The organism is Neorhizobium sp. LMR1-1-1.1, from assembly GCF_040675795.1.
Taxonomy (GTDB): domain Bacteria; phylum Pseudomonadota; class Alphaproteobacteria; order Rhizobiales; family Rhizobiaceae; genus Neorhizobium; species Neorhizobium cellulosilyticum.
This window is the reverse complement of the sequence record NZ_JBEGHE010000025.1, coordinates 380,500-402,673: the sequence shown is the minus strand read 5'-3', so window position 1 is coordinate 402,673 and position 22,174 is coordinate 380,500. Positions and strand designations below refer to the sequence as shown.

At 59.2% G+C, this 22,174-nt stretch carries 18 protein-coding genes and 1 tRNA gene; 10 read left to right on the top strand and 9 right to left on the bottom strand.

What is annotated here, in order from left to right:
* The first annotated feature begins 146 nt into the window (after positions 1 to 146).
* The gene (ppk2, locus tag MRBLMR1_RS15130) at positions 147 to 1,025 is read left to right on the top strand and encodes a polyphosphate kinase 2 (RefSeq protein WP_148148319.1); all 879 of its coding nucleotides are present in this window, start codon (positions 147 to 149) and stop codon (positions 1,023 to 1,025) included.
* Positions 1,026 to 1,052: 27 nt separating this feature from the next.
* Here ppk2 and MRBLMR1_RS15125 read toward each other — a convergent pair whose 3' ends face one another.
* Positions 1,053 to 2,288: a hypothetical protein gene (locus tag MRBLMR1_RS15125; RefSeq protein ID WP_148148320.1), complete on the bottom strand. Its 1,236-nt coding sequence runs from the start codon at positions 2,286 to 2,288 to the stop codon at positions 1,053 to 1,055.
* Positions 2,289 to 2,535: 247 nt separating this feature from the next.
* Between MRBLMR1_RS15125 and MRBLMR1_RS15120 the strand changes: the two genes are divergently transcribed.
* Together MRBLMR1_RS15120 and MRBLMR1_RS15115 are read left to right on the top strand one after the other, a co-directional pair.
* The gene (locus tag MRBLMR1_RS15120) at positions 2,536 to 3,492 is read left to right on the top strand and encodes an NAD(P)H-dependent flavin oxidoreductase (RefSeq protein WP_148148321.1); all 957 of its coding nucleotides are present in this window, start codon (positions 2,536 to 2,538) and stop codon (positions 3,490 to 3,492) included.
* A gap of 115 nt (positions 3,493 to 3,607) precedes the next feature.
* Positions 3,608 to 3,683: transfer RNA gene (locus MRBLMR1_RS15115), tRNA-Thr, on the top strand.
* Positions 3,684 to 3,760: 77 nt separating this feature from the next.
* Here MRBLMR1_RS15115 and MRBLMR1_RS15110 read toward each other — a convergent pair.
* From MRBLMR1_RS15110 to MRBLMR1_RS15100, 3 genes are all read right to left on the bottom strand, one after another.
* On the bottom strand, positions 3,761 to 5,581 hold the full coding sequence (locus MRBLMR1_RS15110) for a capsular polysaccharide export protein, LipB/KpsS family (RefSeq protein ID WP_148148322.1): 1,821 nt from the start codon (positions 5,579 to 5,581) through the stop codon (positions 3,761 to 3,763).
* A gap of 97 nt (positions 5,582 to 5,678) precedes the next feature.
* Complete coding sequence (locus tag MRBLMR1_RS15105) at positions 5,679 to 6,830, bottom strand: ceramide glucosyltransferase (RefSeq protein ID WP_148148323.1); 1,152 nt, start codon at positions 6,828 to 6,830, stop codon at positions 5,679 to 5,681.
* Between the two features lie 157 nt (positions 6,831 to 6,987).
* A complete protein-coding gene (locus tag MRBLMR1_RS15100; protein ID WP_148148324.1) occupies positions 6,988 to 8,103 on the bottom strand; it encodes an NAD(P)/FAD-dependent oxidoreductase in 1,116 nt (371 codons plus the stop codon).
* Between the two features lie 232 nt (positions 8,104 to 8,335).
* Here MRBLMR1_RS15100 and MRBLMR1_RS15095 point away from each other — a divergent pair, with 232 nt between their 5' ends.
* The 4 genes from MRBLMR1_RS15095 (at position 8,336) to nadE (ending at position 12,268) form a co-directional block, all read left to right on the top strand.
* Positions 8,336 to 9,289, top strand: a complete 954-nt coding sequence (locus tag MRBLMR1_RS15095; RefSeq protein WP_148148325.1) for a D-2-hydroxyacid dehydrogenase — start codon at positions 8,336 to 8,338, stop codon at positions 9,287 to 9,289.
* Between the two features lie 153 nt (positions 9,290 to 9,442).
* Positions 9,443 to 9,703, top strand: a complete 261-nt coding sequence (locus tag MRBLMR1_RS15090) for an acyl carrier protein (RefSeq protein ID WP_148148326.1) — start codon at positions 9,443 to 9,445, stop codon at positions 9,701 to 9,703.
* A 16-nt stretch (positions 9,704 to 9,719) separates the two neighbouring features.
* Positions 9,720 to 11,273, top strand: a complete 1,554-nt coding sequence (locus MRBLMR1_RS15085; protein WP_148148327.1) for a class I adenylate-forming enzyme family protein — start codon at positions 9,720 to 9,722, stop codon at positions 11,271 to 11,273.
* A complete protein-coding gene (gene nadE, locus MRBLMR1_RS15080; RefSeq protein WP_148148328.1) occupies positions 11,270 to 12,268 on the top strand; it encodes an NAD(+) synthase in 999 nt (332 codons plus the stop codon). The genes MRBLMR1_RS15085 and nadE overlap by 4 nt, the downstream gene beginning before the upstream one ends.
* A gap of 12 nt (positions 12,269 to 12,280) precedes the next feature.
* On the opposite strand, the gene MRBLMR1_RS15075 is transcribed toward nadE, so the two are convergent.
* Both MRBLMR1_RS15075 and MRBLMR1_RS15070 read right to left on the bottom strand, forming a co-directional pair.
* The gene (locus tag MRBLMR1_RS15075; protein ID WP_148148329.1) at positions 12,281 to 13,390 is read right to left on the bottom strand and encodes a hypothetical protein; all 1,110 of its coding nucleotides are present in this window, start codon (positions 13,388 to 13,390) and stop codon (positions 12,281 to 12,283) included.
* A gap of 108 nt (positions 13,391 to 13,498) precedes the next feature.
* Positions 13,499 to 13,891: a PRC-barrel domain-containing protein gene (locus MRBLMR1_RS15070; protein WP_148148330.1), complete on the bottom strand. Its 393-nt coding sequence runs from the start codon at positions 13,889 to 13,891 to the stop codon at positions 13,499 to 13,501.
* Between the two features lie 232 nt (positions 13,892 to 14,123).
* Between MRBLMR1_RS15070 and MRBLMR1_RS15065 the strand changes: the two genes are divergently transcribed.
* From MRBLMR1_RS15065 to pgi, 3 genes are all read left to right on the top strand, one after another.
* Positions 14,124 to 15,818 carry a long-chain fatty acid--CoA ligase gene (locus tag MRBLMR1_RS15065; protein WP_148148331.1) on the top strand — a complete coding sequence of 565 codons (1,695 nt, stop codon included), beginning with the start codon at positions 14,124 to 14,126 and terminating at the stop codon, positions 15,816 to 15,818.
* A 198-nt stretch (positions 15,819 to 16,016) separates the two neighbouring features.
* Positions 16,017 to 17,264, top strand: a complete 1,248-nt coding sequence (locus MRBLMR1_RS15060) for an alpha/beta hydrolase (protein WP_148148332.1) — start codon at positions 16,017 to 16,019, stop codon at positions 17,262 to 17,264.
* A 108-nt stretch (positions 17,265 to 17,372) separates the two neighbouring features.
* Complete coding sequence (gene pgi, locus MRBLMR1_RS15055) at positions 17,373 to 18,998, top strand: glucose-6-phosphate isomerase (RefSeq protein WP_500065177.1); 1,626 nt, start codon at positions 17,373 to 17,375, stop codon at positions 18,996 to 18,998.
* Between the two features lie 75 nt (positions 18,999 to 19,073).
* Here pgi and MRBLMR1_RS15050 read toward each other — a convergent pair whose 3' ends face one another.
* The 3 genes from MRBLMR1_RS15050 to MRBLMR1_RS15040 form a co-directional block, all read right to left on the bottom strand.
* Positions 19,074 to 20,000, bottom strand: coding sequence for a carbohydrate kinase family protein (locus MRBLMR1_RS15050; protein WP_148148334.1), 927 nt, complete (start codon positions 19,998 to 20,000; stop codon positions 19,074 to 19,076).
* 57 nt (positions 20,001 to 20,057) lie between these two features.
* On the bottom strand, positions 20,058 to 20,753 hold the full coding sequence (locus MRBLMR1_RS15045; RefSeq protein ID WP_148148335.1) for an orotate phosphoribosyltransferase: 696 nt from the start codon (positions 20,751 to 20,753) through the stop codon (positions 20,058 to 20,060).
* A 148-nt stretch (positions 20,754 to 20,901) separates the two neighbouring features.
* Positions 20,902 to 22,083: a GGDEF domain-containing protein gene (locus MRBLMR1_RS15040; protein ID WP_148148336.1), complete on the bottom strand. Its 1,182-nt coding sequence runs from the start codon at positions 22,081 to 22,083 to the stop codon at positions 20,902 to 20,904.
* Between the last annotated feature and the right edge of the window lie 91 nt (positions 22,084 to 22,174).

Here is a 22,174-nt window from a genome sequence, read left to right as displayed (position 1 = left end):
AAACACGTGGTCATATAAGCCTTCCATGACACTTGTGCATCAGGGCCTATGGAAAACCTATGCCGGAATGCCACCTTTCGGATAGCGTGTCGCCATGGCGCAGCGCGTCGTCGTAATAGATACCGAGGACAAAGAGGAGAGCAGGCATGTCAACGGGTGAAAGCAGGACGGTCGATCTGACAATCGGGGGAAAGAAACGGCGATTTGACATAGACAACCCGACCCTGCCGGACTGGATCGACGACCAAGCGCTTTCTTCGGGCGATTATCCCTATGACGACAAGCTTAACCGGGACAAATACGAAAAGCAGCTTGAGAAGCTGCAAATCGAACTGGTCAAGATGCAGTTCTGGATGCAGGCGACGGGCAAGCGGATGGTGGCGCTGTTCGAAGGCCGGGACGCGGCCGGCAAGGGCGGCACAATCTTTTCGATCCGCACTTATCTCAATCCACGTTCGGCGAGGGTCGTCGCTCTGACCAAACCGACGGAGACCGAGGCGGGGCAATGGTATTACCAGCGCTATGCAACGCATTTCCCGACCAAGGGCGAGATCGTTCTTTATGACCGTTCCTGGTATAACCGCGCCGTGGTCGAGCCGGTCATGGGGTTCTGCACGCCGGCGCAATATGACAGCTTTATGCGGGCGACGCCGCGGTTTGAAAAGCTGCTGGTGGAAGATGGCGTGCATTTCTTCAAGTTCTGGCTCGATATCGGCCAGGAAATGCAGCTGAAGCGCTTTCACGACCGACGCCATGATCCGCTGAAGATCTGGAAGCTCTCGCCGATGGATATCGCCGCGCTGACGAAGTGGGATCAGTATACCGAAAAACGCAACAAAATGCTGGAAGAGACACACACCAAGGAGGCGCCCTGGGCGATCCTGCGGGCCAATGACAAGCGGCGCTCACGGCTGAACGCGATCCGCCACATCCTTCTATCTCTCGATTACGAAGGCAAGGACAAGGATGCCATCGGCGAGATCGACGACAAGATCCTCGGGTTCGGACCAAAGTATCTCAAGTAAAAACGATCGGCAGGCGAAGCTGCCGGGTCACTGACCCGGCAGGGCTCGCACGGAATATATGAAGACCGGGCGATCTGCGCCCTGAATGCCGGTGTTGACGATGATACGGCCGGGGGCATTTGGCGCCATGGTGCGGTCGAAGCTGACCTTGAACAGCGCGTCGAGCTTTTCCTGCGTTGCCGTGAAACGGTGGCGCGAACAGCTGCCGAGGCTGCCGAAATCGCAGCGGACCGAAATCTGCGAGTGCTGGTTTGCTGCCGACTGGATGGTCAGCGCCAGCGTGGAACTCTTGCCGGCAAGCTCGCGCAGGATTTCCACCGGCACCTCGATTGCGACATCTCCGGCGGCATTCGACGTGGCAGAGGTAACCTTGAGTGCCTGAGCTTCGGTGCCAGTCGCGATCTCCGCCCTTGCCTGAGAACCCGCGGTAAAGGCGGCGCCCTGCTGTGGCTGGAAGATCGAGGCCCATTCTTCCGAGAAGCCTCCACGCGAGGAAAGCACGGACGGCCCCTGCCCCGAGGACTGAAGCGCCGACGGTCGATTGGCGCTGCGCACCGCATCCTCGATGATCGATTGCACCATGCCCGACTGATAGAAGACGAAGCAGCCGACTGCGACCACGCCAAGCGTTATGATCCAGGTGAGCAGATGAGACAGAAAGCCACGTTTCTTCCGGCGGCGGCGTCCAGCCGGAATTTCGGCGGAAGCCTTCACCTTGCGACCTTTGCGCCCCTTCTTAACCGTGGGCTCTGCAACCTCGCCGACGGGGGAGGCTTCCGGCAGCGTGCCGGGCACCGGTTCGGATCCATACCCTGCCGGCGCGATATCCGGGGCCATCGAGGGTATGTCGGAGTGATGGTCTGCGGTCGCCCCTGATCGGGTTACACCACCAAGTGCACCTGCCTCAACCACGGGGGGAGCGGGCGCACGCGGTGCGTCGACAGATACGGAGACGTCGGGGACAACGTGTGATGTGGTCCGGCGGACAGGCGCATCGATTTCGAAAAAGGGATCGACATCGGGAGCCGGAACAGGCTGGGCCGACTGCGCCAGGCGGTCGATCTCCTCGTTCTCGATCTCGCTGATCTTGTCTTCCAGCCGCTTGCGCTGCTGCATGATGACAAGGTTATCGGTGACGCCCTGCTTGCGCAGGCCGGCATCAAGTGCCTGGCGGGCGGACTGATAGATCCGGGCGCGCACCTGGCCATCACCACGTTCGGCGCGATCCAGGGCATTTCTTATGGCTGTTTCCAGGCCGCTCACTGCCGGTCCTTCCGGTTCATTCCAACTGGCGAGCGTAATCGTGTCACGCTCCTATTTTTAACCTCTCGGTAACGTCTCAGGCGCCGAACTGCAAGAAGGCGACCCAACTCATCCCGTGGTGAGACGGCCGAAACATGGTGGCAAATCCATGGCGGGTAAGTTCGATCCGCTAAACCGAGGCGACTTCCCCACGTGAAATTCATCTGATACACCATCTTACGTAAAGGTAATTCGGGAGGTTACTTTCATGCTTCCAGCGGTCCTCAAGGACAGGCTGCGGCTGCCGGTCGTGGCATCGCCGCTCTTCATCATATCGCATCCGCAACTGACGCTGGCGCAATGCAAGGCGGGTGTCGTTGGGGCTTTTCCGGCGCTCAATGCGCGGCCCGAAAACCAGCTCGACGAATGGCTGGCACAGATAACGGAAGAACTTGCAGCGTATGATGCCGCCAATCCCGACAAGCCATCGGCACCATTTGCCGTCAACCAGATCGTCCATACGTCGAACAGGAGGCTGGAACACGATCTGATGATGTGCGTGAAGTACAAGGTGCCGATCGTGATCTCCTCGCTTGGCGCCGTGCCGGAGGTGAATGCCGCCGTGCATTCTTATGGCGGCATCGTGCTGCATGACATCATCAACAACCGGCATGCGAAATCTGCCATCCGCAAGGGTGCCGACGGTTTGATCGCAGTTGCGACTGGTGCCGGCGGCCATGCGGGCACGCTGTCACCCTTCGCACTGGTACAGGAAATCCGAGAATGGTTCGACGGACCGCTTCTCCTAGCCGGGGCGATCGCTACCGGCGGCGGCATTCTGGCGGCCCAGGCCATGGGCGCCGACATGGCCTATATCGGCTCGCCCTTCATCGCTACGGATGAGGCACGCGCTTCAGAGGGCTACAAGCAGATGATCGTGGATTCGACCGCAGCCGATATCATCTATTCCAACTATTTCACCGGCATTCACGGCAATTACCTGAAGGGGTCGATCACAGCGATGGGCATGGACCCGAATGCACTGCCTGAGGCCGATCCGTCGAAGATGGATTTCGACAAGGCGACCACCGGCGCGAAAGCCTGGAAGGAAATCTGGGGGGCTGGCCAAGGTGTGGGCGCGATCAAGGCAATCGAACCGGTGGCAAAGCTCGTCGACCGGCTGGAGGGAGAATATTTGCAGGCCCGTGAACGGCTCGGACTTTAGCCCCACCAGACCTGTTTGAGGAAAAACGACAGGATCGCGAAAACCGGCTTGAAATCGGAATTGGTTGCCTGTATCAGCGCATCACTCGCAGATTGGCGCCAGTCGCCACTGCCGGGCCGCTTTAGCTCAGGTGGTAGAGCACATCATTCGTAATGATGGGGTCGCAGGTTCGAGTCCTGCAAGCGGCACCATTCTTCCTATGTCAATAGAGTGATTTTGTTCTCGTTTCATTGAAGCGCGAATCTTTATTTACGCGACCAAGACCGGGTCAATGGTCTTCGCCTGCGAAACGGCTGCCTACCTGATACGTTTTCAAATGGTCAATCACTCGCGTTTCGATTTCGGCTGTCGCGCGATCGCGGTCGCGCAGGTCCACCGCATAGGTATTTCTCAAGAGATACCAGAATTTCCGCAGCTCATCAGGCGACAGCCTTGATCGGCCAGGGACGAACTGATCGGCAAAATCGCCGCGGCTTTTGCAGACGAAACATCCGGCCATGTAATCCGATCGGCCGAAAACATAGACCGGCCTTTCGTGCAGCAGCGCTTCTGCGCCGACACCCGAATTGATGACGCAGACGGCTTCAGTCTTCGGGATGATGGCGTGGATACTCGAATAGACCTGGCGGATCGTGCCCTTGGCGACCAGTTCGCCGAGATAATGCGACACCTCCGGCGTCGTGCACAGGGGATGCCGCTTGACGACGACGGCCATGCCCTGAGTTTGCGCTGCCTGGATAACTTCATCCACCATGGCGAACAGATCGAGATAGGCCAGCTGGCTGACGGCATCGCCGATCAGCTGCAGCGCGACGAAAATGAACTTTTCCGGCAATTCCTCTACATTCGAAACAGCCGCCTGCTGGTATTTCGACAAATTGCCGCCGATGACGCGCTGTTTTTCACGATCGAAGAAGTCACCCGCGGCCTGCGGAGAGACATCTGCAGCGCGCAGTTCGGATAGCGTCATGGCCGAAAATTTTGACCAGCCTGCATACCCCCGTCGATCGAAGCAGAACAGGGACGGCCGATCGGTTTCCTTGAAATGCATGCCGAAATCCGTGTCGGATATGGTGTGATAGGCGAAGAACGGGGCTGACATATTCAGCACGCCATGGGTCCGCAATCTGCTTCTGACCGCATAGGGTATTCCATGCTTGTCGAGTGCCTTGACGATGCCGGAAAGGGCAAAGCGGATGTCCGAGCGAAAGCCGGGATAATCGATCTTGTTTCTTCGAAAAGCGGCGGCCGGCAAAAAGATGACGGGCAGGTCAGCAACAACAGCCGGCCGGCTACCGCCGGCACGGGCCAGGATATCCTCATGGGCTTTGCGGATCACATGACGAAAACCCACGGTCTCATCCACGATAGATTGCAGCTCCGCAGAGAGTTTTTGTGTCTTTGTCATTCCTGACAGATGGGACGAGGAGACGAAATGCAGGGCGCCATCAAGATCGAAAAGGCTAAGCCTTGCGGTCACCACATCGCCCATATGCCACCGGGCTAGAGTTCGATCATTTTCGATATGGACCAGCTGCGTGGTCAGATGCCTGATGGCACCGGCGAAAATGTCCTCTCGATCACAGGCTTCTGCGGAAAGGGCCGTCGATATGGCCAGTGTCAGGTCGAGATAGCCCGGCTCCGCCTGCATGAAGGCCAGTCCGTCTTCGGCAAGTCGTTCGTGATAACGTTGCTGATCGGAATCGTTCACTCCGGCAGGCTCGCTTCCGCTCTTCACCAGACGCTGCGAAGCTGCGCGCAGAAGTACCGCCGCCCCCGGGGAGAGGCGCGGATCGCCAAGGATTTCGGCCAGCCGCCGAGCGTGACCGGGCTCCACCACTCTGGTGATGTAAGTCGATATGCTCCAAAAGGTGAGCTGCTTCTTCCTTACACGGCGGATGAATAGATTTTCCGCCGCTTCGGGTCGGTCGGCATGGTATTCGATCAGCATCCGGCCCTCGAAGAGAAGAGCCGACAGCTTTCTCAATGACACAAGCGGAGGCATGAAAAACGCGGCAGCGCCAAGCAGGATGCGCATCATCCGCAGGTTTCTGCCTGCCCGCACTCTCCTCTCGATATCCCCGATCATCGCGCCTGCCCTGAGCCGTCAACTGCCTGAGCAGACGGTATAGAGCGGTTCGCAACCAAATGGGAAGCTCGCGGAGATGTTGACCTTAGTTCCGGATTCAATGAGGCGAGGACGCAGAACTCAGCTCGCTTGTCTCGGTGCCGATCGTCATCGTGTTGCCGCGCCAGTCGAATGAACCGCTCAGCCAGCTTCTCATCCAGATTGCGGGTGACAACACGTCGCGCGCAAGCATAGCAGGAAGCGTCCAAACCGAGAGGTGCCAGTTCTTTGCCACAATCAGAGCGAGCTCGGGAAGATAGACGGCGGTGAGGACGGCAAGGGTGATCATCGAGAATGAGGGGGAGCCTGTCGACAAGGCTGCCGCAGCAAGCGCCAGTAGAAGCGGCGGCAGGCAACCGAGCAGGATTTCCGGCACGAAGAAGGCCGGAAAGGTGACCCGGCGCAGGCGCGCCCAACGGGCTTGTCGGGACCATATCTGAGTGAGTTCGCGCCTGCCGAGCGGCTGTTCGAATGGCGAGGCGACAAGATGGACCTTGCGGCCGAGACGACGCACCAGCTTGGTCGCGGCAGCGTCCTCAGCAATTTCGGCACCGAGTGCGGCGATGCCGCCTTCCGCATCGAGCATCGGCTTGAACCACAACATGCTCTTGCCCTGGGCAAATCCGAGGCCAACTGCTTCGCCGGCATATTGCCAGCGTGCCTGCTGGGAGTTCAGGAAAGCGCATTCGATTTCTGCCCAGAAACCTTCCGGGCGAGAGCCGAGCGGAGTGGAGCAAACAAGACCGGTGTTCGGTCGACGCGCCGCCATGAGATGGCCAATATAATCGCGCGGCATTAGAACGTTGGAATCGGCCAGAACAACCCAGTCGTTCACCGCAGCACGCCAACCCTTGACGCAATTGTTGAGCTTCGGATTGGCGCTGACGCGGTCGTCGCCAATCAGCAGGCTTGCCTTGATTTCGGGATGTCTTGCCATGACCTCCTTGACCGCCGGAATGACCGTGTCACGCGCATCGGCAACACAGAAGATCAGCTCGTAGTCCGGCCAATCCAGATCGAAGGCGCGCTCTAGCGTCAGGGGGGTGAAATTCTCGATGCCGCAGGCAGGGATGACGACGGAGACAGGCGGCTTTTCGGTGAGCGCAGTTGCCGGGCTGCCTCTGCGCGACAGGCGACCCATCGCAATGCCGATACTGATGCCGTTGGCAGCGATCAGTGCACCGGAAACAAGGCCTAGAATAAGCGACATCACAAGCGATCTCCGTTGGGCCTCGATATATCAGCGTCGGGTTCTGCCTTCATGGGGCGCGGCTCATCGGGCTTGGCGAAGGAGCCAAGCACGGACGGATGTCAGGGACATGACACGAGGGCGGATGCCGAGGCTGACCGGTCCATACCCACGACTTTTATTCGGAAATCAGCCTCCAGACCTCATCGGCAATGGCAAGCGACGAGGTGAGGCCAGGAGATTCGATACCGTATAACGCCACGTAACCCTGATGTCCCGCAACCTGCGGTCCCTGGATGATGAAGTCGCCGCCGCCACCGCCTTCGGGGCCTACCGTCTTTGGCCGCACGCCGGCATAGGCCGGCTGCAGCGAGGCATCCTTCAGATGCGGCCAGTATTTACGGATCGCGGCATAGAATTTTTCCGAGCGGGCCGGATCGACATCGTAGTTTGGGGCTTCCACCCATTCGACATCAGGCCCGAACCGCGCCTGTCCGGCGAGATCGAGTGTCAGATGCGTGCCGAGGCCACCCGGTTCCGGTACCGGATAGATCAGCCGACTGGCCGGTGCCTTGCCGGACAGAGCGAAATAATTGCCCTTGGCGTAGGAGCGATGCGGAATTGTTGCAGGATCAAGCCCTGCCAAGTTTTCAGAGACCGACCATGCCTCAAGCCCCGCCGAATTAACAACCAGCCGTGCGTTCGCGGTGAAAGGGTCATTGCCGCCAACGGAGAGATTTAGCCCATTGGCTGTCAATTCGCCGGAGAGAAGCGGAGAGTTTACGACAATCGTGCCGCCATGAGCCTCGATATCGGTAATATAGGCATCCATCAGGCCGTGGCTGTCGATGATGCCGGTCGACGGCGAAACGAGCGCCGCATGGCCGGTAATCTGCGGCTCGAGTGCATGCAGTTCCGCGGCATCGATGAGGTAGCAATCGTCGACGCCGTTGGCTGCAGCCTGTTTCAGCAGCTTTTCCAGATAGGCGACCTCATCGGGATCGGAAGCGACGACAAGCTTGCCGCATTGGCGGTGCGGGACATGGCGCGCGCGGCAATAGGCATAAAGCGCATCCCTGCCCTTGACGCAGAGTTCCGCCTTGCGGCTGCCGCTTGCATAATAGAGCCCGGCATGGATGACCTCGCTGTTGCGCGAGGAGGTGATGCTGCCAGTCAACGGCTCGCTTTCGAGAACGACGACCTCACGCCCCGCCATCGCCAGCCGGCGGGCAATAGCCAGACCGACGACACCACCACCGACGACCACGCAATCGAGGTCGAGAACTTCCCCCATGCAACTCCCCCATACAGGTCAACTTGGCCGTTCTTCGGGCTTTCACGAAAGGCCGAATGTTGTAGGACTACATTCCTCAAACAGGCGCGCGCCGAATGCAAGCCGGAACTAAAGCGTGTCGCGATCCTTCGGATTCGCTCACACGCTTTAGATTCTTGATTTGTCGCATGTCTTCAGCGCAAAACCGCTGCACACTTTTGCGCGACATGCTTTACTTTTTTGGGAGGCTCCAATGACGAAGATTGTTTTCCTCGATCGCGACACGATTGGTCCTGCGGTGACGATTACCCGGCCGAGCTTTCCCCATGAATGGGTCGAATACGGCAAGACGCCGGAGACAGAGGTGGCGGGACGAATCCGCGAGGCGGATATCGTCATCACAAACAAGGCACCGGTGCGCGAAGCGTCGATCAAGGCTGCGCCGAAGCTGAAAATGATCACGGTCGCGGCGACCGGCTACGACGTAATCGATCTCGCCTTCGCCAAGGAGCGCGGCATCGTGGTTTCGAATGTGCGCGGTTATGCGGTCAATACCGTGCCGGAGCATACGTTTGCGCTGATCTTTGCGCTGCGTCGCTCGATCGTCGGTTTTCGCGAGGACGTGATCTCGGGCGAGTGGCAGCGCGCCAACCAGTTCTGCTTCTTCAACCATCCGATTCGCGATCTGGCCAATTCCACGATCGGCATTTTCGGTGGCGGCACGCTGGGCCAATCGGTGGCACGGATCGCCGAGGCGCTGGGCATGAAGGTGATGTTTGCCGGCCGCAAGGGCGCAGCCAAGGTGGCGGAGGGCTATACGCCGTTCGAAACGGTGCTTGAGGAGGCCGACATCATCACGCTGCATATGCCGCTCAAGCCGGAGACGCGTGACCTGATCGGGATCGAAGAGTTCCGCAAAATGAAAAAACATCCGCTGATCATCAATACCGCACGGGGCGGGCTGGTGAACGAGGCAGACCTTGTGACGGCGTTGAATAAAGGGCTGATTGCCGGCGCCGGCTTCGATGTGCTGACCAAAGAACCGCCGGCAGCCGACAATCCGCTTCTGACCGTTCTTGACCGGCCGAATGTAATCCTCACCCCTCATGTCGCCTGGGCGAGCGATGAGGCGATGCAAGCGCTCTGGGCACAGGTGATCGGGCATGTCGAGAATTTCGAAAAGGGCACGCCGTCCAACGTTCTTTAGACTATCCACCTGAACATTTTCGGGAATGTATCAAAGTGGAAATGCGGGCTTAGTGAAAGATTCAGGTGTTTGATGCAGGGTCAGACTATGGGTAATAGTGGCCGCGCGTGTTGAAACCGCTGAATAGGCCGCTCTCTGGGGAAGGCTTATCTGATGACCGACAAGTTCAACGCACCCGTGCGGGAATTCATTGCGGAAAACTTTCTGTTTCGCGCCGATGCTGAACTCGACGACAACCAGTCATTGCTGGAAAGCGGCGTGATCGATTCCACCGGCGTGCTCGAAGTCATCGCCTTTCTGGAGCAGACGTTCGGCATTTCCATTGCGGACGATGAGATCGTTCCGGAAAATCTCGACAGCATCGCCAACATGACGCGATATCTGGCATCGAAGCTGCCGGCCGCGGCGGCTTGAGGCCAGCGGACCGGCCATGCGTATCGAGGATCATCTTCGCCAAAGCGCCGGTCGTTTCGGATCAAAGACGGCGCTGATCGTCGGCGAAATCCGTTTGGCCTATGAGGATCTGGACGAGCTATCTGATCGGCTGGCTGCTGGCCTCATCACGCAGGGGATCAAGGCGGGCGACCGGATTCTGATGGTTGCCGAGAATTCGGTCGAGGTAGCGGTGGCATTCTTCGCTGCGTGGAAGGCCGGGGCGGTACCCTGCCCTCTCCATGCCTCGATCAAGCAGGACAAGCTGCGCGCCATCATCGAGAGTACAGAACCTTCTACTATCCTTGCGCAGGCCCGTTTCCTGAGCGTGGTGGACAGTGCACTCAGCGGTGCGGATCATATTCCTCTCAAAATTGCATTCGGGACCCTGCCAACGAGCGCCACCGAAGATTGGCTGGCCTATGAGGCGATTGCCACTCATGACGGCAAGGCCGAACTGCCGCGACAGGTGGACAGCGAAGCGCTGGCGCTTCTGATCCACACATCGGGTTCGACCGGCACGCCGAAGGGCGTGATGCATAGCCATGCCAGCCTGCTCGCCGCCTGTGGCTCGATTGTCGACTATCTGGAAAACAACTCCGACGACATCGTGCTCAGCGTGTTGCCGATCTCCTTCGGTTACGGGATCACCCAGATCCTGACCATGGTGATGGTCGGTGGAACGCTGGTTCTGGAGAAGAGCTTTGCCTTTCCACGCAGGGTGCTTCAGCGTCTCGCCGAAGTGAAGGCGACCGGATTTCCGCTTGTGCCGCCGATGGCGGCCCTGATTACGGGGATGCAGGATCTCCAACCGGGTTTTCTGCCTGAAATGCGCTATATCACCAGCGCTGCTGCCGCCATGCCGCCATCGGTCGGCCATAGACTTCGCAGCCTGCTGCCGGATGCCCGGCTGTTCCTGATGTATGGCCAGACGGAATGCATTCGCGCGACCTATCTTCCGGCGGAAGAAGCCGACATGCGGCCGCTCTCTGTGGGCCGGGCCATTGCGGGAACGCGCGCTTTCGTCATCGATGAGGACGGTCGCGCACTCGGCGCCGGCGAGATCGGTGAACTGGTGGTCGAAGGACCGCATGTGATGAACGGCTACTGGAGAGACGAACTGAATTCGTCCACCAAGCTGCTGCCTATTGCCAACGGCAGGCGGCTTCATACCGGCGACCTCTTCAGGACCGATAACGACGGCTTTCTCTATTTCGTCAGCCGGCGCGACGACATCATCAAGACCCGCGGCGAGAAGGTGAGCCCACAGGAGGTGGAGCGGATTCTCTACGCGCTACCCGGCATTCGCGAGGCGGCTGTGGCCGGTATCGACGATCCGGTGTTCGGCCAGCTGATCCGCGCCTATGTCGCGCTGGAGCCTGATGCCGGGCTTTCCGAAAAGGATATCCTGCGCCACTGCGCGGCTCATCTCGAAGATTATATGGTGCCGAAAAGCGTCGAGTTTCGCGACGCGTTACCAAAGACCAGTACCGGCAAAATCCGCCTTACCGCCGAAAAATCCGCTCCCGATATCGAGGACAATGTCGCATGACAAACGCCCCTGCCCGCTTGAAACCGACCGCATCGTTTTCCGCAAAAAGGCTCGTGCTCGATGCCGAGGCGGAGATCGAGCGCATTTGCGAATGGCTGCGCGTCACGGTGCTGAAAGACCTGCGCAAACGCGGGGCCGTGCTCGGCCTTTCCGGCGGCATCGATTCCAGCGTGACGGCAGCGCTTTGCGCCCGCGCGCTAGGCAAGGGCAAGGTGAGCGGCGTGTTCATGCCGGAACATGACAGCGACCCGGACAGTCTGCGGCTCGGCAAGGCGCTGGCGGAGGCGGTTGGCATCGAAACGGTGCTGGAGGATATCGGCCCGTCACTCGCCGCCCAGGGATGCTACGCCCGCCGTGACGGCTTTATCCGTCAGGTCGTGCCGGAATTCGGTGACGGCTGGGGCTGCAAGGTGGTACTTGAGGATGCGTTGACCGGGCGCGGTTACAACATATCGTGGCTGGTGGTAGCCAACCCGGCCGGCGAGCAGAGCCGGCACCGGATGCCGCTCGATGTCTATCTCGGCATGATCGCCGCCGCCAACATGAAGCAGCGGACCCGCAAGCAGATCGAATATTACCATGCCGACCGCTTGAACTTCGCCGTTGCCGGCACACCGAACCGGCTGGAATACGACCAGGGATTCTTCGTCAAGAACGGCGATGGCGCGGCCGATTTCAAGCCGATCGCCCATCTCTACAAGACCCAGGTCTATCAGCTGGCGGAAGCGCTCGGCGTGCCGGAAGAAATTCGCCGTCGCCCGCCGACAACCGACACCTGGTCGCTGCCGCAGGGGCAGGACGAATACTATTTCTCGCTGCCCTATGACCGGATGGATATCTGCCTCTATGCGCTGGACAACGGTATTTCCCGCGAAGAGACCGCGGACGCAGCGGGGCTTACACCGGATCAGGTGGATGCGGTCTGGCGCAATATCGCCTCGAAGCGGAAGGTCGCCGATTACCTGCACGCCCCGCCGCTGACGATGCTCGACTGAACCCGATCGGGCTCAGTCGAAATCGTCGCCGATCAGGCGCATCCAGTTTTCTCCGGCGAGCCCGCTGATCAGGGCTTCGCCGGCCTTGATCGGTTCCAGCAGGCTTTTGTCCTTTGCATGGGCGACGAAAAAAGCGCGGCCGTAAAACAGCGTCTTCCGGCTGATGAGTTCGGGCGTCAGCCAAGGATGGCCGGCGCCGCGGATAGCGACACAGCCCGCGGCATCGGCATGTGCAAACAGATCGTCGACCATTTCGCCGGCAATATTTGGTGCGCAGACGGCCTGCAGTAGCCAGCCAATCCCGCGCGGGCGACCGTAATAGACGTAACAACCGACCAGCTCGCCGCTGCGGGACTCGGCGATACGCCACGAGGGCTTACCAAACTGGCGCTTTTCCTGCGCATGATCCATGAACCAATCCAGCGACGCTCGGTTCCACTGCGGGCGCAGGGGAAAGAGTTCGGAGAGTTTCAGCACCGCTTGGGTAAAATCTTCCCGCGATGCATCCCAGAAATTTACGCGCCCTGCCCCATGGATCGGCGGCGCCCGAAACGCCTTCACGCCCATGCGCTCGATCATGCCATCTGACAGCGATGCAACGGGGCGGAGAAAACGCGCAGCTTTCAGCCCGCGCTCGGCAACCTGAACGGCCGTGCCTGCAGGGCGCAGGATTCGCAGCCAGTTGAGACTGTAAGCGATATCCAAAGGCAGGGCGAGCTTCTGCCACATGCCGAGTGCCAGAGCATTGGCGGTTTCCGTCAGTGAAATATCCTGCGGCCCGGTGAGGAAGGCACGAAGGAGACGGGCACCTGCCAGCGGATTCTGCTCATGCCGATCCACCATCATGGATCCGGCAAAGGCCGCGCGGATGGGGCGACCGCCTATTTCGAGGCGGGATGGAAATACGCCGATGAAGCCCTGCACACCGCCGCTTTTGTCGATAAAAACCTTGGAACGGATTTCCTCGTCATACCACGGATGATCGAAGAGCACCTCGCGCAGATACTGGATCATGGATGGACGGACAGGCTGCGAACCACGGAAGGTCTTCTGGAAGAGTTCGGCCACGGAAGGTAGGTCCTCCCGCTCCAGATCACGCACCCCGCCCGCCTTTTCCGCCATGACAGCAATCCCCGTTGGCCAAACCGCCCTGGCGGGACCGTGCCAGAATAGGCTTAAGCAAACGAAAAGAGGCCCGCTTGGGGCCTCTCTCTCAACCATCAGATCGGATTACATCCAGTAAGGCGGAACGCCGTAATAGTCGTAAACCTTCCGGTCATTTGCTCGATAGAAACTATCGTCGTCGAGATCGTGATATTTCGGAGCACCGGTAATCTGATCCTTGGTCAGGTCGATACGGTAACCGTCGAGCTGTTCGTCATAGCGCAGCTTTTCCCATGGCAGCGGGTAATAGTCATCGCCGATGCCAAGGAAACCGCCGAAGCTCAGGACCGCATAACTGACACGGCCGCCGCGCTTTTCGAGCAGAATGCGTTCGATCGAGCCGATCCGCTTACCGTCGGCGCCATAGACTGCAGTGCCTTCGACCTTATCACTGGCGATCAGCGAAGGCGTATCCTTCACATACGGATCCTGACCTGCACGGGGTTCCTGATGCAACATGACGTACCTCCTTTGATCTTTTCGTCATGGGATTAGAACTTCCCCCCACGGCAATCGTTCCCGAAAAATCTTCTCGGCCTGCGACAATTGACGCTTACGTTAAAGTCATCTAGCTGTTCGAGAATGGACCAGTCTTTTCCGGTTCCTGTGAATGACCTAATATAGGCTTTGGAGAAGTGGAGGACTTTTCCATAGCCTTCAGGTAAGGGCAACGAGCATGGAGGATGCTCTCATGAACGAACAGGTGGCGAGAGCCCCGACGAACCCGCGCAAGATCTGGCTGAAGTCCTATCCGCCCGGAGTGCCCGAAGAGATTCAACCGCTGGCTCATCGCTCGCTCGGGCAGCTTTTCGAGGAGAGTTGCGCCCGTTATGGTGACCGGCCCGCCTTTACCAGCATGGGAAAATCGCTGACTTTCCGCCAGTTGGAGGCCGAAAGCCGCAGAATAGCCTGCTGGCTGCAGGCCAAGGGCCTGGAGAAGGGCGACCGCGTGGCGGTGATGCTACCGAACGTCCTGCAGAACCCGGTGATCGTCTACGGCATTCTTCGCGCCGGCTTGGTGGTCGTCAACGTCAATCCGCTCTATACGCCGCGCGAGCTTGAATATCAGCTGAAGGATTCCGGTGCGAAAGCGCTGTTTCTGCTGGAGAATTTTGCCGCAACCGCGCAGCAGGTGTTGAAGGCGACAAGCGTCAAACATGTCGTCGTTGCGACGATGGGCGACATGCTGGGCGTCAAAGGGCATATCGTCAATCTGGTCGTGCGCAAGGTGAAGAAGCTGGTACCGGCATGGTCGCTGCCCGGCCATTCCAGCTTCAGGACCGTACTCAATGAAGGCGCAGGAACGACGCTGAGGTCGATTGACGTCGGCCCGCATGATGTCGCTTTTCTTCAATATACCGGCGGAACAACCGGCGTATCCAAGGGCGCCATCCTCACCCATGCCAACCTTCTCTCCAACAAGGAGCAGATGGGAACATGGCTGGAAACCGCCTTCCTCAACAAGCCGCGCCCGGAGCAGCTGCAGTTCCTCTGCGCGCTGCCGCTCTATCACATCTTCGCACTGACGGTGAATTCGCTGATGGGGGTTGCGACCGGCAGCCATAACCTTCTGATCGCCAATCCGCGCGACATCCCGGCCTTCGTCAAGGAATTACAGAAACACCCCGTTCACATCTTTCCGGGACTGAATACGCTGTTCAATGCGTTAATGAACAATGCCGACTTCCAGAAGCTCGACCACTCGTCGTTGATCCTCGTCTTCGGCGGCGGCATGTCGGTGCAGCGGCCGGTCGCCGAGCGCTGGCTGGCAATGACCGGCTGCCCGATCACGGAAGGGTACGGACTTTCCGAGACCTCTCCCGTCGCGACCGCCAACCGGCTGGATACCAAGGAATTTTCCGGCATGATCGGCCTGCCGGTCTCGTCGACCGAAATTGCGATCCGGGACGATGACTGCCATGATGTCGAACTTGGCGATGTGGGCGAAATCTGCATTCGCGGCCCACAGGTGATGGCGGGCTATTGGAACCGGCCGGATGAAACCGCAAAGGTGATGACGCCGGACGGCTTTTTCCGCACCGGCGACATGGGCTACATGGACCGCCAGGGCTATGTCAAAATCGTCGACCGCAAGAAGGACATGATCCTGGTTTCCGGCTTCAACGTCTATCCCAACGAGGTCGAGGAAGTGGCGGCGATGCATCCCGGCGTGCTGGAGTGTGCAGCAGTCGGCATTCCCGACCCGAATTCCGGCGAGGCGGTGAAACTGTTTGTGGTGAAGAAGGACCCGAACCTGAGCGAGGCGGATCTCAAGGCCCATTGTGCCGCGAACCTGACCAACTACAAGCGGCCGCGCGTCATCGAATTCCGCGATCTGCTGCCGAAATCCAATGTCGGCAAGATCCTGCGGCGGGAGTTGCGGTAAGCACCTTATTTCCGCGCAATTCCGGACGCAAAACCGGTTTCCACTTTTGCTGGCATTGCTCCAGCGCCGTTGCAACACGGCGACAGGTCAGAACCAAGAGTGACTTGTCGCTGTCATCTCCTCCGTTTAGCAGTGGACGGCACCTTCGCGCTCAACTACTCACGAGCTGTGGTGCCGGGAAAAGCTGTTGGAGTTCGCTTGCAAAACCGTGCCGGATTTTCGTTTCGCCTGATTGCCGTTGCTTCGCTCGTCGCTGCGCTTTCGAGCTGCGCCGGCAGGCCCGAAGGCGTGCTCATTCCGACTGCTACTGCGTCCGTTCCCGATACCTCGACCGTCGATGTGCTGGTGGCGACAACCCGCAAGCCGACCGAAGCGCCCGGCATCCTGTTCTCCGGTGAACGCGGACGAGAACCCTCCGTCACTGAAATCAAGGTTTCGATACCGCCCGACAGCGCACGTGAAGTGGGTCAGGTGCAATGGCCGAAAAAGCTTCCTGCCAACCCCGCCAAGGAATTCGCCACGCTTTCGGTCACCCCGCTGCAGATCGGCGGTGCGCGCAACTGGCTGCATCATAACCTGCCCAAGAGCCGCAGGGTGATGGTCTTTGTCCACGGGTTCAACAATCGCTACGAGGATGCCGTCTATCGCTTTGCGCAGATTGTTCATGATTCCAATACGGACGTGGCGCCGGTACTTTTCACCTGGCCGTCGCGCGGCAGCATCTTTGCCTATAACTACGACAAGGAAAGCACCAACTATTCCCGCGATGCGCTGGAGAACATGCTGCGTCAGCTTTCTACCGATCCTGCGGTCGGCGAAGTGACGATCATGGCGCATTCCATGGGGTCCTGGCTCACGGTCGAGGCGCTGCGCCAAATGGCAATCCGCGACGGTCGCGTGGCGCCCAAGATCCAGAACGTCATTCTGGCCTCGCCGGATCTCGATGTCGACGTGTTCGGCCGGCAGTTTGCCGAGCTTGGTCCCAAGCACCCGCACTTCACCCTTTTCGTATCGCAGGATGACCGGGCTCTCAGCCTGTCCCGGCGGATCTCCGGCAATATCGACCGGCTGGGCCAGGTCGACCCGACTGTCGAGCCGTATCGCAGCGAATTCGAGAAAGCCGGCATCGTTGTGCTGGACCTGACCAAGCTCAAGGGCGGCGACAGGCTGAACCATGGCAAGTTCGCCGAAAGCCCGGAAGTGGTGAAGCTGATCGGAAACCGGCTGATTGCAGGGCAGACCGTGACCGACAGCGATGTCGGGCTTGGCGAACGACTAGGGGCTGTGGCGCTCGGCACCGCGCAAACCGTGGGCGGCGCAGCGAGTGTCGCGGTCAGCACGCCGATTGCGATCTTCGACCCGGCAACCCGGCGCAGTTATAACGATCAGGTCGGACGTTTCGGACAGGCAGTCGGCAACACGGTGGAGACGGCCGTCGGCCAGTGAAATGGACAATTGACTGAGCCGTTACGCAAAAGACGCAACGGTGACGCTTGATTTGAACAAGAAAGCGAATAGGTTCCCCTGCATCATTCTGCAGAATGCGAGGAAATCATGCAGACCATCGTCCAAGAGCTCAAGGCAACCGCAGACGCTACCAAGGCGACGGACATTCGTGCCGCTTTCGCCAGGGATGCGGGCCGCTTCGAAAAATTCAGCGCCCGCTTCGATGATCTCACCATGGATTATTCCAAGACCGCGGTGAACGAGGAAATCCTTACGCTGCTTGAGAAGCTAGCCGATGCCGGCGGCGTGGCGAAGAAGCGCGAGGAGATGTTCTCCGGCGTCGCCATCAACTTCACCGAAGACCGCGCAGTGCTGCATACGGCGCTACGCAACCGGTCCAACACGCCGGTTCTGGTCGACGGCAAGGATGTCATGCCGGACGTCAATTCCGTTCTGGCGGCGATGGGCAAGTTTGCCGACGGCATCCGTTCCGGCGCCTTGAAAGGCGCAACCGGCAAAAAGATCACCGATGTCGTTAATATCGGGATTGGCGGCTCGGACCTCGGCCCGGTCATGGCAACGCTGGCGCTCGCTCCTCACCATGACGGCCCGCGCGCGCATTTCGTTTCCAATGTCGATGGCGCGCATATTGCCGATACGCTGAAGCTGCTCGATGCGGAGACGACGCTGTTCATCGTTGCCTCCAAGACGTTCACAACGATCGAAACGATGACCAATGCGGCCACGGCCCGCAGGTTCATTGCCGACAAGCTGGGCGATGCCGCCGTAGAGCATCACTTCTGCGCGGTCTCCACCGCGCTCGACAAGGTCGCGGCCTTCGGCATCGATCAGACCCGCGTGTTCGGCTTCTGGGACTGGGTCGGCGGCCGTTATTCGATCTGGTCGGCTATCGGCCTGCCGCTGATGCTCGCCATCGGACCGGAGAATTTCGGCAAGTTTCTCGATGGCGCACATGCGATGGACAAGCATTTCCGCGAGGCGCCGGTTCGCGAAAACCTGCCGATGCTACTCGGTCTGATCGGTTTCTACCATCGCAACGTCCTGGGTTACCCGACCCGCGCGATCCTGCCCTATGACCAGCGCTTGCTCCGCTTCCCGGCGTATCTGCAGCAACTCGACATGGAATCGAACGGCAAGGGCGTGACGATCGACGGCACGCCGGTCGAGGGTAATTCCGGCCCGGTCGTCTGGGGCGAGCCCGGCACCAACGGCCAGCACGCCTTCTACCAGCTGATCCACCAGGGCACGAGCATCATTCCGGCCGAGTTCATGATCGCGGCAAACGGGTTCGAGCCGGAGCTGCGCCATCAGCACGACCTGCTGATCGCCAATTGCTTGGCGCAGTCGGAAGCGCTGATGAAGGGCCGTACTTTCGAGGAAGCGAAAGCCCAGCTGACCTCCAAGGGTATGGAGGACAAGCAAGCCGACTTTATCGCGCCACACCGCGTGTTTACCGGCAACCGCCCGTCGATCACCTTCGTGCAGGACAAGCTGACGCCGTTTGCCTTCGGCCGCCTCGTGGCGCTTTACGAGCACCGAGTCTTTGTCGAGGGCGTGCTTTTCCGCATCAACTCCTTCGACCAGTGGGGTGTGGAACTCGGCAAGGAATTGGCAACCGGCCTGCTTCCGGTCGTGGAAGGCAAGGAAAGTGCTGCCGGCCACGATTCATCGACGCAAGGGTTGGTGAAGACGCTGGCTGGCCTGAAGAAGTAAGCTCGTTACAATCAAACAAAAAGCCCTCTGGAAGGACGTTCCGGAGGGCTTTTTTATTCGCTGCGGAAGGCTCGATTACAGCCCGATCTCGTTTGCAAAGGGTGGATTTGCCCCGGCCCGCGAAACCGTCACGGCAGCTGCCTTGGCGCCGAGGGCGAGTGCCTTAGCAATCTGGTCTTCGGTCAGATTTGCGACCTGGGCCTTGGTCAGCAGGTTCTGCATCTTCAGCGACGCGAGAATACCGGCATCGAATGTGTCGCCGGCGCCGACCGTATCGACGACCGTCACCCGTTCACTCGGAACCGTTACCTTGTGATCCGCCGTATAGCCGACAGCACCTTCGGCACCGCGGGTGACGACAACGAGCTTTGCGCCGTGATGCAGCCAGTGGCGGGCGAGCGTATCCTCGTCGCCTTCCAGGCCGAACCAGGCGAGATCCTCATCCGAGAATTTTACGATATCCGACATGGCGGCCATGCGTCGGATACGGGCGAGATGAGCCGCCTTGTCCTTGATAAAGCCGGGGCGGATGTTCGGATCGAGCGAGATGACGCGCTTTTCATGCTCGCGCAGCATCAGCGCCTCGTAGGTCGAGCCGCAGGGTTCGGGGATCAGGCTGATTGCGCCGAAATGCAGCGCCTCGCATTCGTCTCCGATTGCCGGTAGGTCGGCCTCGGTGATCATGCGGCCAGCGGTGCCTTCGTCGTAAAAGGCGTAGGTTGCATGACCATTCACCAGCTTGACGAAAGCGATGGTCGAGGGCCGCGAGGCGATGGCGCAATAGCTGAAGTCGACATTGCTCTTGCGCAGCGTCTCGCGCAGGATGTCACCCATCATGTCATCGGCAAGACCGGTGAAGAAGGCCGTCGGGACACCCAGACGGCCAAGTGCGATGGCCGTATTGAAGACGGCGCCACCGGCATAGGGCGAAAAGGCCGGTTCGCCGAGCGTCGTCTCACGCGGCAACATGTCGATCAAAGCTTCGCCGCAGCACAGGATCATCGATTTCCTCCCGAGATCATTGTTTCGCCCATCGATACCTGAGCTTTTATATCATTGCTAGAGCGAAAGCTCAGTTACGCCACCATTGCGACCCGACCACGCCAATGGCGCGTCGAGGAAGGATTCGACTTCCGTAAAGGTCTTTTCGTCGAACAGCTTCTGCTCACGGGCAACAGCCAAAACGTTGCGCCATGTGGCGATGTAATTGAACTGAACCTTGCCATTGGCAAAACGCTCAGCGACCTGCGGATACATGTCGTAGAAGAACAGCGACATACCATGGTCAACCACGCCGCCTGCCGCGCGGATGGCGTCAATGAAGGTGAACATGCCGCCGCCGACCGTGACGAGGTCCTCGATGACGAGGACACGAGCACCTTCCGGCAGATGGCCTTCAATCTGCGATGCACGACCGTGGCCCTTGGGCTTCTTGCGGACATAGATCATCGGCAGACCGAGGCGTTCGGACAGAAGGGCAGCAAACGGAATGCCCGCAGTTTCGCCACCTGCGATACAATCGAACTTCTCAAAGCCGGCTTCGCGCAAAGCGGTGGCTGCGGCAAAATCCATGATGGTGGAGCGAACACGCGGGAAGGAAAGCAGCTTGCGGCAGTCGATATAGACGGGGCTCATCATGCCGGAGGAGAACTTGTAGGGCTTGTCGGCGCTGAAATGCACGGCTCCGATTTCCCAGAGCATCTTTGCCATCAGTTCGGCCATTACGTTCCGGTCGGTAAATGTGGTCTGGATCATGCGCCCGCTCCTTGATCGCTGCTTTTCTTTATTCGCAAGTCCGAACGCGAAACTGCTGCAGATTTTCGCTGGACATTGCTTCAAACCACGCGCCGCAATAGCAGCATGGTGTCAGATACGCCAGCGGATAGATTAGGCGATGAAATTTTCAGGCTGAAGTGCGGCTGTCAGGCGCAGGGTGGATGGATCGGAGATAGGATGCGATTTCGACCCGATCGCGCCCGGCGCCTTTTGCTTCATAAAGGGCGCCATCAGCAAGGCTCAGAACGGTTTCGAACGGTTGGCCTTCCGGGGTGCCGACAGAGACACCTCCGCTGACCGTGCAGCGAACAAGCTTTCCATCGATGAAGATATCACGTGCCGCGAAACGCATACGTACTGCATTGGCGATCCTTTCGGCCCGGCCGGGCATGACCTCGCCGACAACCATGGCAAACTCTTCGCCTCCCAGCCGCGCTGCCGCCCCCTCGGCAATCATTTCCGACAGCATGTCCTGCGCGAAGAGTTTTAGAACCTCATCGCCCGCGGAATGGCCAAACCGGTCGTTGATCGACTTGAACCTATCTATATCGAAGACGATCACGGCGGTCGATGCATTCAGCTTGCGTCCGCCATACTGATCAAACAATGCTCTACGATTGATGAGGCCAGTCAGGGCATCCGTCATCGCTTCATGCCGGTGAAGGGCCGCCATGCGCCACTGATGAAGCGCCAGCGACAAGGCGCCAATGCCGGTCATGCCCGCAATGCAGATGCCGATATTAAAGTTTTCCGCCCAGTTTACCGGCGGTTCGCCTAGGCTCATGCGGCCATCCGCAATAAGAACACCGGCACAAAGGGCGAAGGAGAAACCGCTGACGCAATAGAGAATGACCATGCCAAGCAAAGGACCAGGAGCCTCTTTGCGTGCCGTCCAGTATTGGCACCCCGTGCCGACAAGAAGGGTGGCCGTCAGGACATTCATGATGATCAGGCCGAGCCCGTCGAGCCCTGCGAGAATTAGCGGCATCCCAAGGGCAAGGCTGACAAATGACAGAGTGCCGGCCAACCGCCAGGGTGACATTCCAATACGAAACTGGACCGAAGCAGCGTAGATAGTGGAAAAGCCGATCATGAACAGCGCATAGGCTATCGCAGCGGGAGCGAGACCCGATTGAGAAGAGAATGTGCTGTAGACAGCAATGCCGGCCACCACCAGGCATAGTGAAATGGCCAGGGTCAAAAGAAAAGAATCCGTTCGACGGGAAAACCAGGTGCCAAACAAGGTCACCATCAGGCATGCGGCGGAAACGCCAAGCGCAAGCAGAAGAGACTGATAGTCAAGCATCATGCCGGAATTCTCTTCGAAGATTTATTCAATATGCGAGCAGAAGCTAAGATGAGAATCTCTCCAAAGTGTTACCTTTGGAGAGCTACAACTC

Bases quoted from the DNA above. Each gene is read 5' to 3' on its own strand.
- ppk2 (WP_148148319.1), top strand. From the start codon at position 147: ATGTCAACGGGTGAAAGCAGGACGGTCGATCTGACAATCGGGGGAAAG.
- MRBLMR1_RS15120 (WP_148148321.1), top strand. From the start codon at position 2,536: ATGCTTCCAGCGGTCCTCAAGGACAGGCTGCGGCTGCCGGTCGTGGCA.
- MRBLMR1_RS15110 (WP_148148322.1), bottom strand. From the start codon at position 5,581: ATGATCGGGGATATCGAGAGGAGAGTGCGGGCAGGCAGAAACCTGCGG.
- MRBLMR1_RS15105 (WP_148148323.1), bottom strand. From the start codon at position 6,830: ATGTCGCTTATTCTAGGCCTTGTTTCCGGTGCACTGATCGCTGCCAAC.
- MRBLMR1_RS15100 (WP_148148324.1), bottom strand. From the start codon at position 8,103: ATGGGGGAAGTTCTCGACCTCGATTGCGTGGTCGTCGGTGGTGGTGTC.
- MRBLMR1_RS15095 (WP_148148325.1), top strand. From the start codon at position 8,336: ATGACGAAGATTGTTTTCCTCGATCGCGACACGATTGGTCCTGCGGTG.
- MRBLMR1_RS15090 (WP_148148326.1), top strand. From the start codon at position 9,443: ATGACCGACAAGTTCAACGCACCCGTGCGGGAATTCATTGCGGAAAAC.
- MRBLMR1_RS15085 (WP_148148327.1), top strand. From the start codon at position 9,720: ATGCGTATCGAGGATCATCTTCGCCAAAGCGCCGGTCGTTTCGGATCA.
- nadE (WP_148148328.1), top strand. From the start codon at position 11,270: ATGACAAACGCCCCTGCCCGCTTGAAACCGACCGCATCGTTTTCCGCA.
- MRBLMR1_RS15075 (WP_148148329.1), bottom strand. From the start codon at position 13,390: ATGGCGGAAAAGGCGGGCGGGGTGCGTGATCTGGAGCGGGAGGACCTA.
- MRBLMR1_RS15070 (WP_148148330.1), bottom strand. From the start codon at position 13,891: ATGTTGCATCAGGAACCCCGTGCAGGTCAGGATCCGTATGTGAAGGAT.
- MRBLMR1_RS15065 (WP_148148331.1), top strand. From the start codon at position 14,124: ATGAACGAACAGGTGGCGAGAGCCCCGACGAACCCGCGCAAGATCTGG.
- pgi (WP_500065177.1), top strand. From the start codon at position 17,373: ATGCAGACCATCGTCCAAGAGCTCAAGGCAACCGCAGACGCTACCAAG.
- MRBLMR1_RS15050 (WP_148148334.1), bottom strand. From the start codon at position 20,000: ATGATCCTGTGCTGCGGCGAAGCTTTGATCGACATGTTGCCGCGTGAG.
- MRBLMR1_RS15045 (WP_148148335.1), bottom strand. From the start codon at position 20,753: ATGATCCAGACCACATTTACCGACCGGAACGTAATGGCCGAACTGATG.
- MRBLMR1_RS15040 (WP_148148336.1), bottom strand. From the start codon at position 22,083: ATGATGCTTGACTATCAGTCTCTTCTGCTTGCGCTTGGCGTTTCCGCC.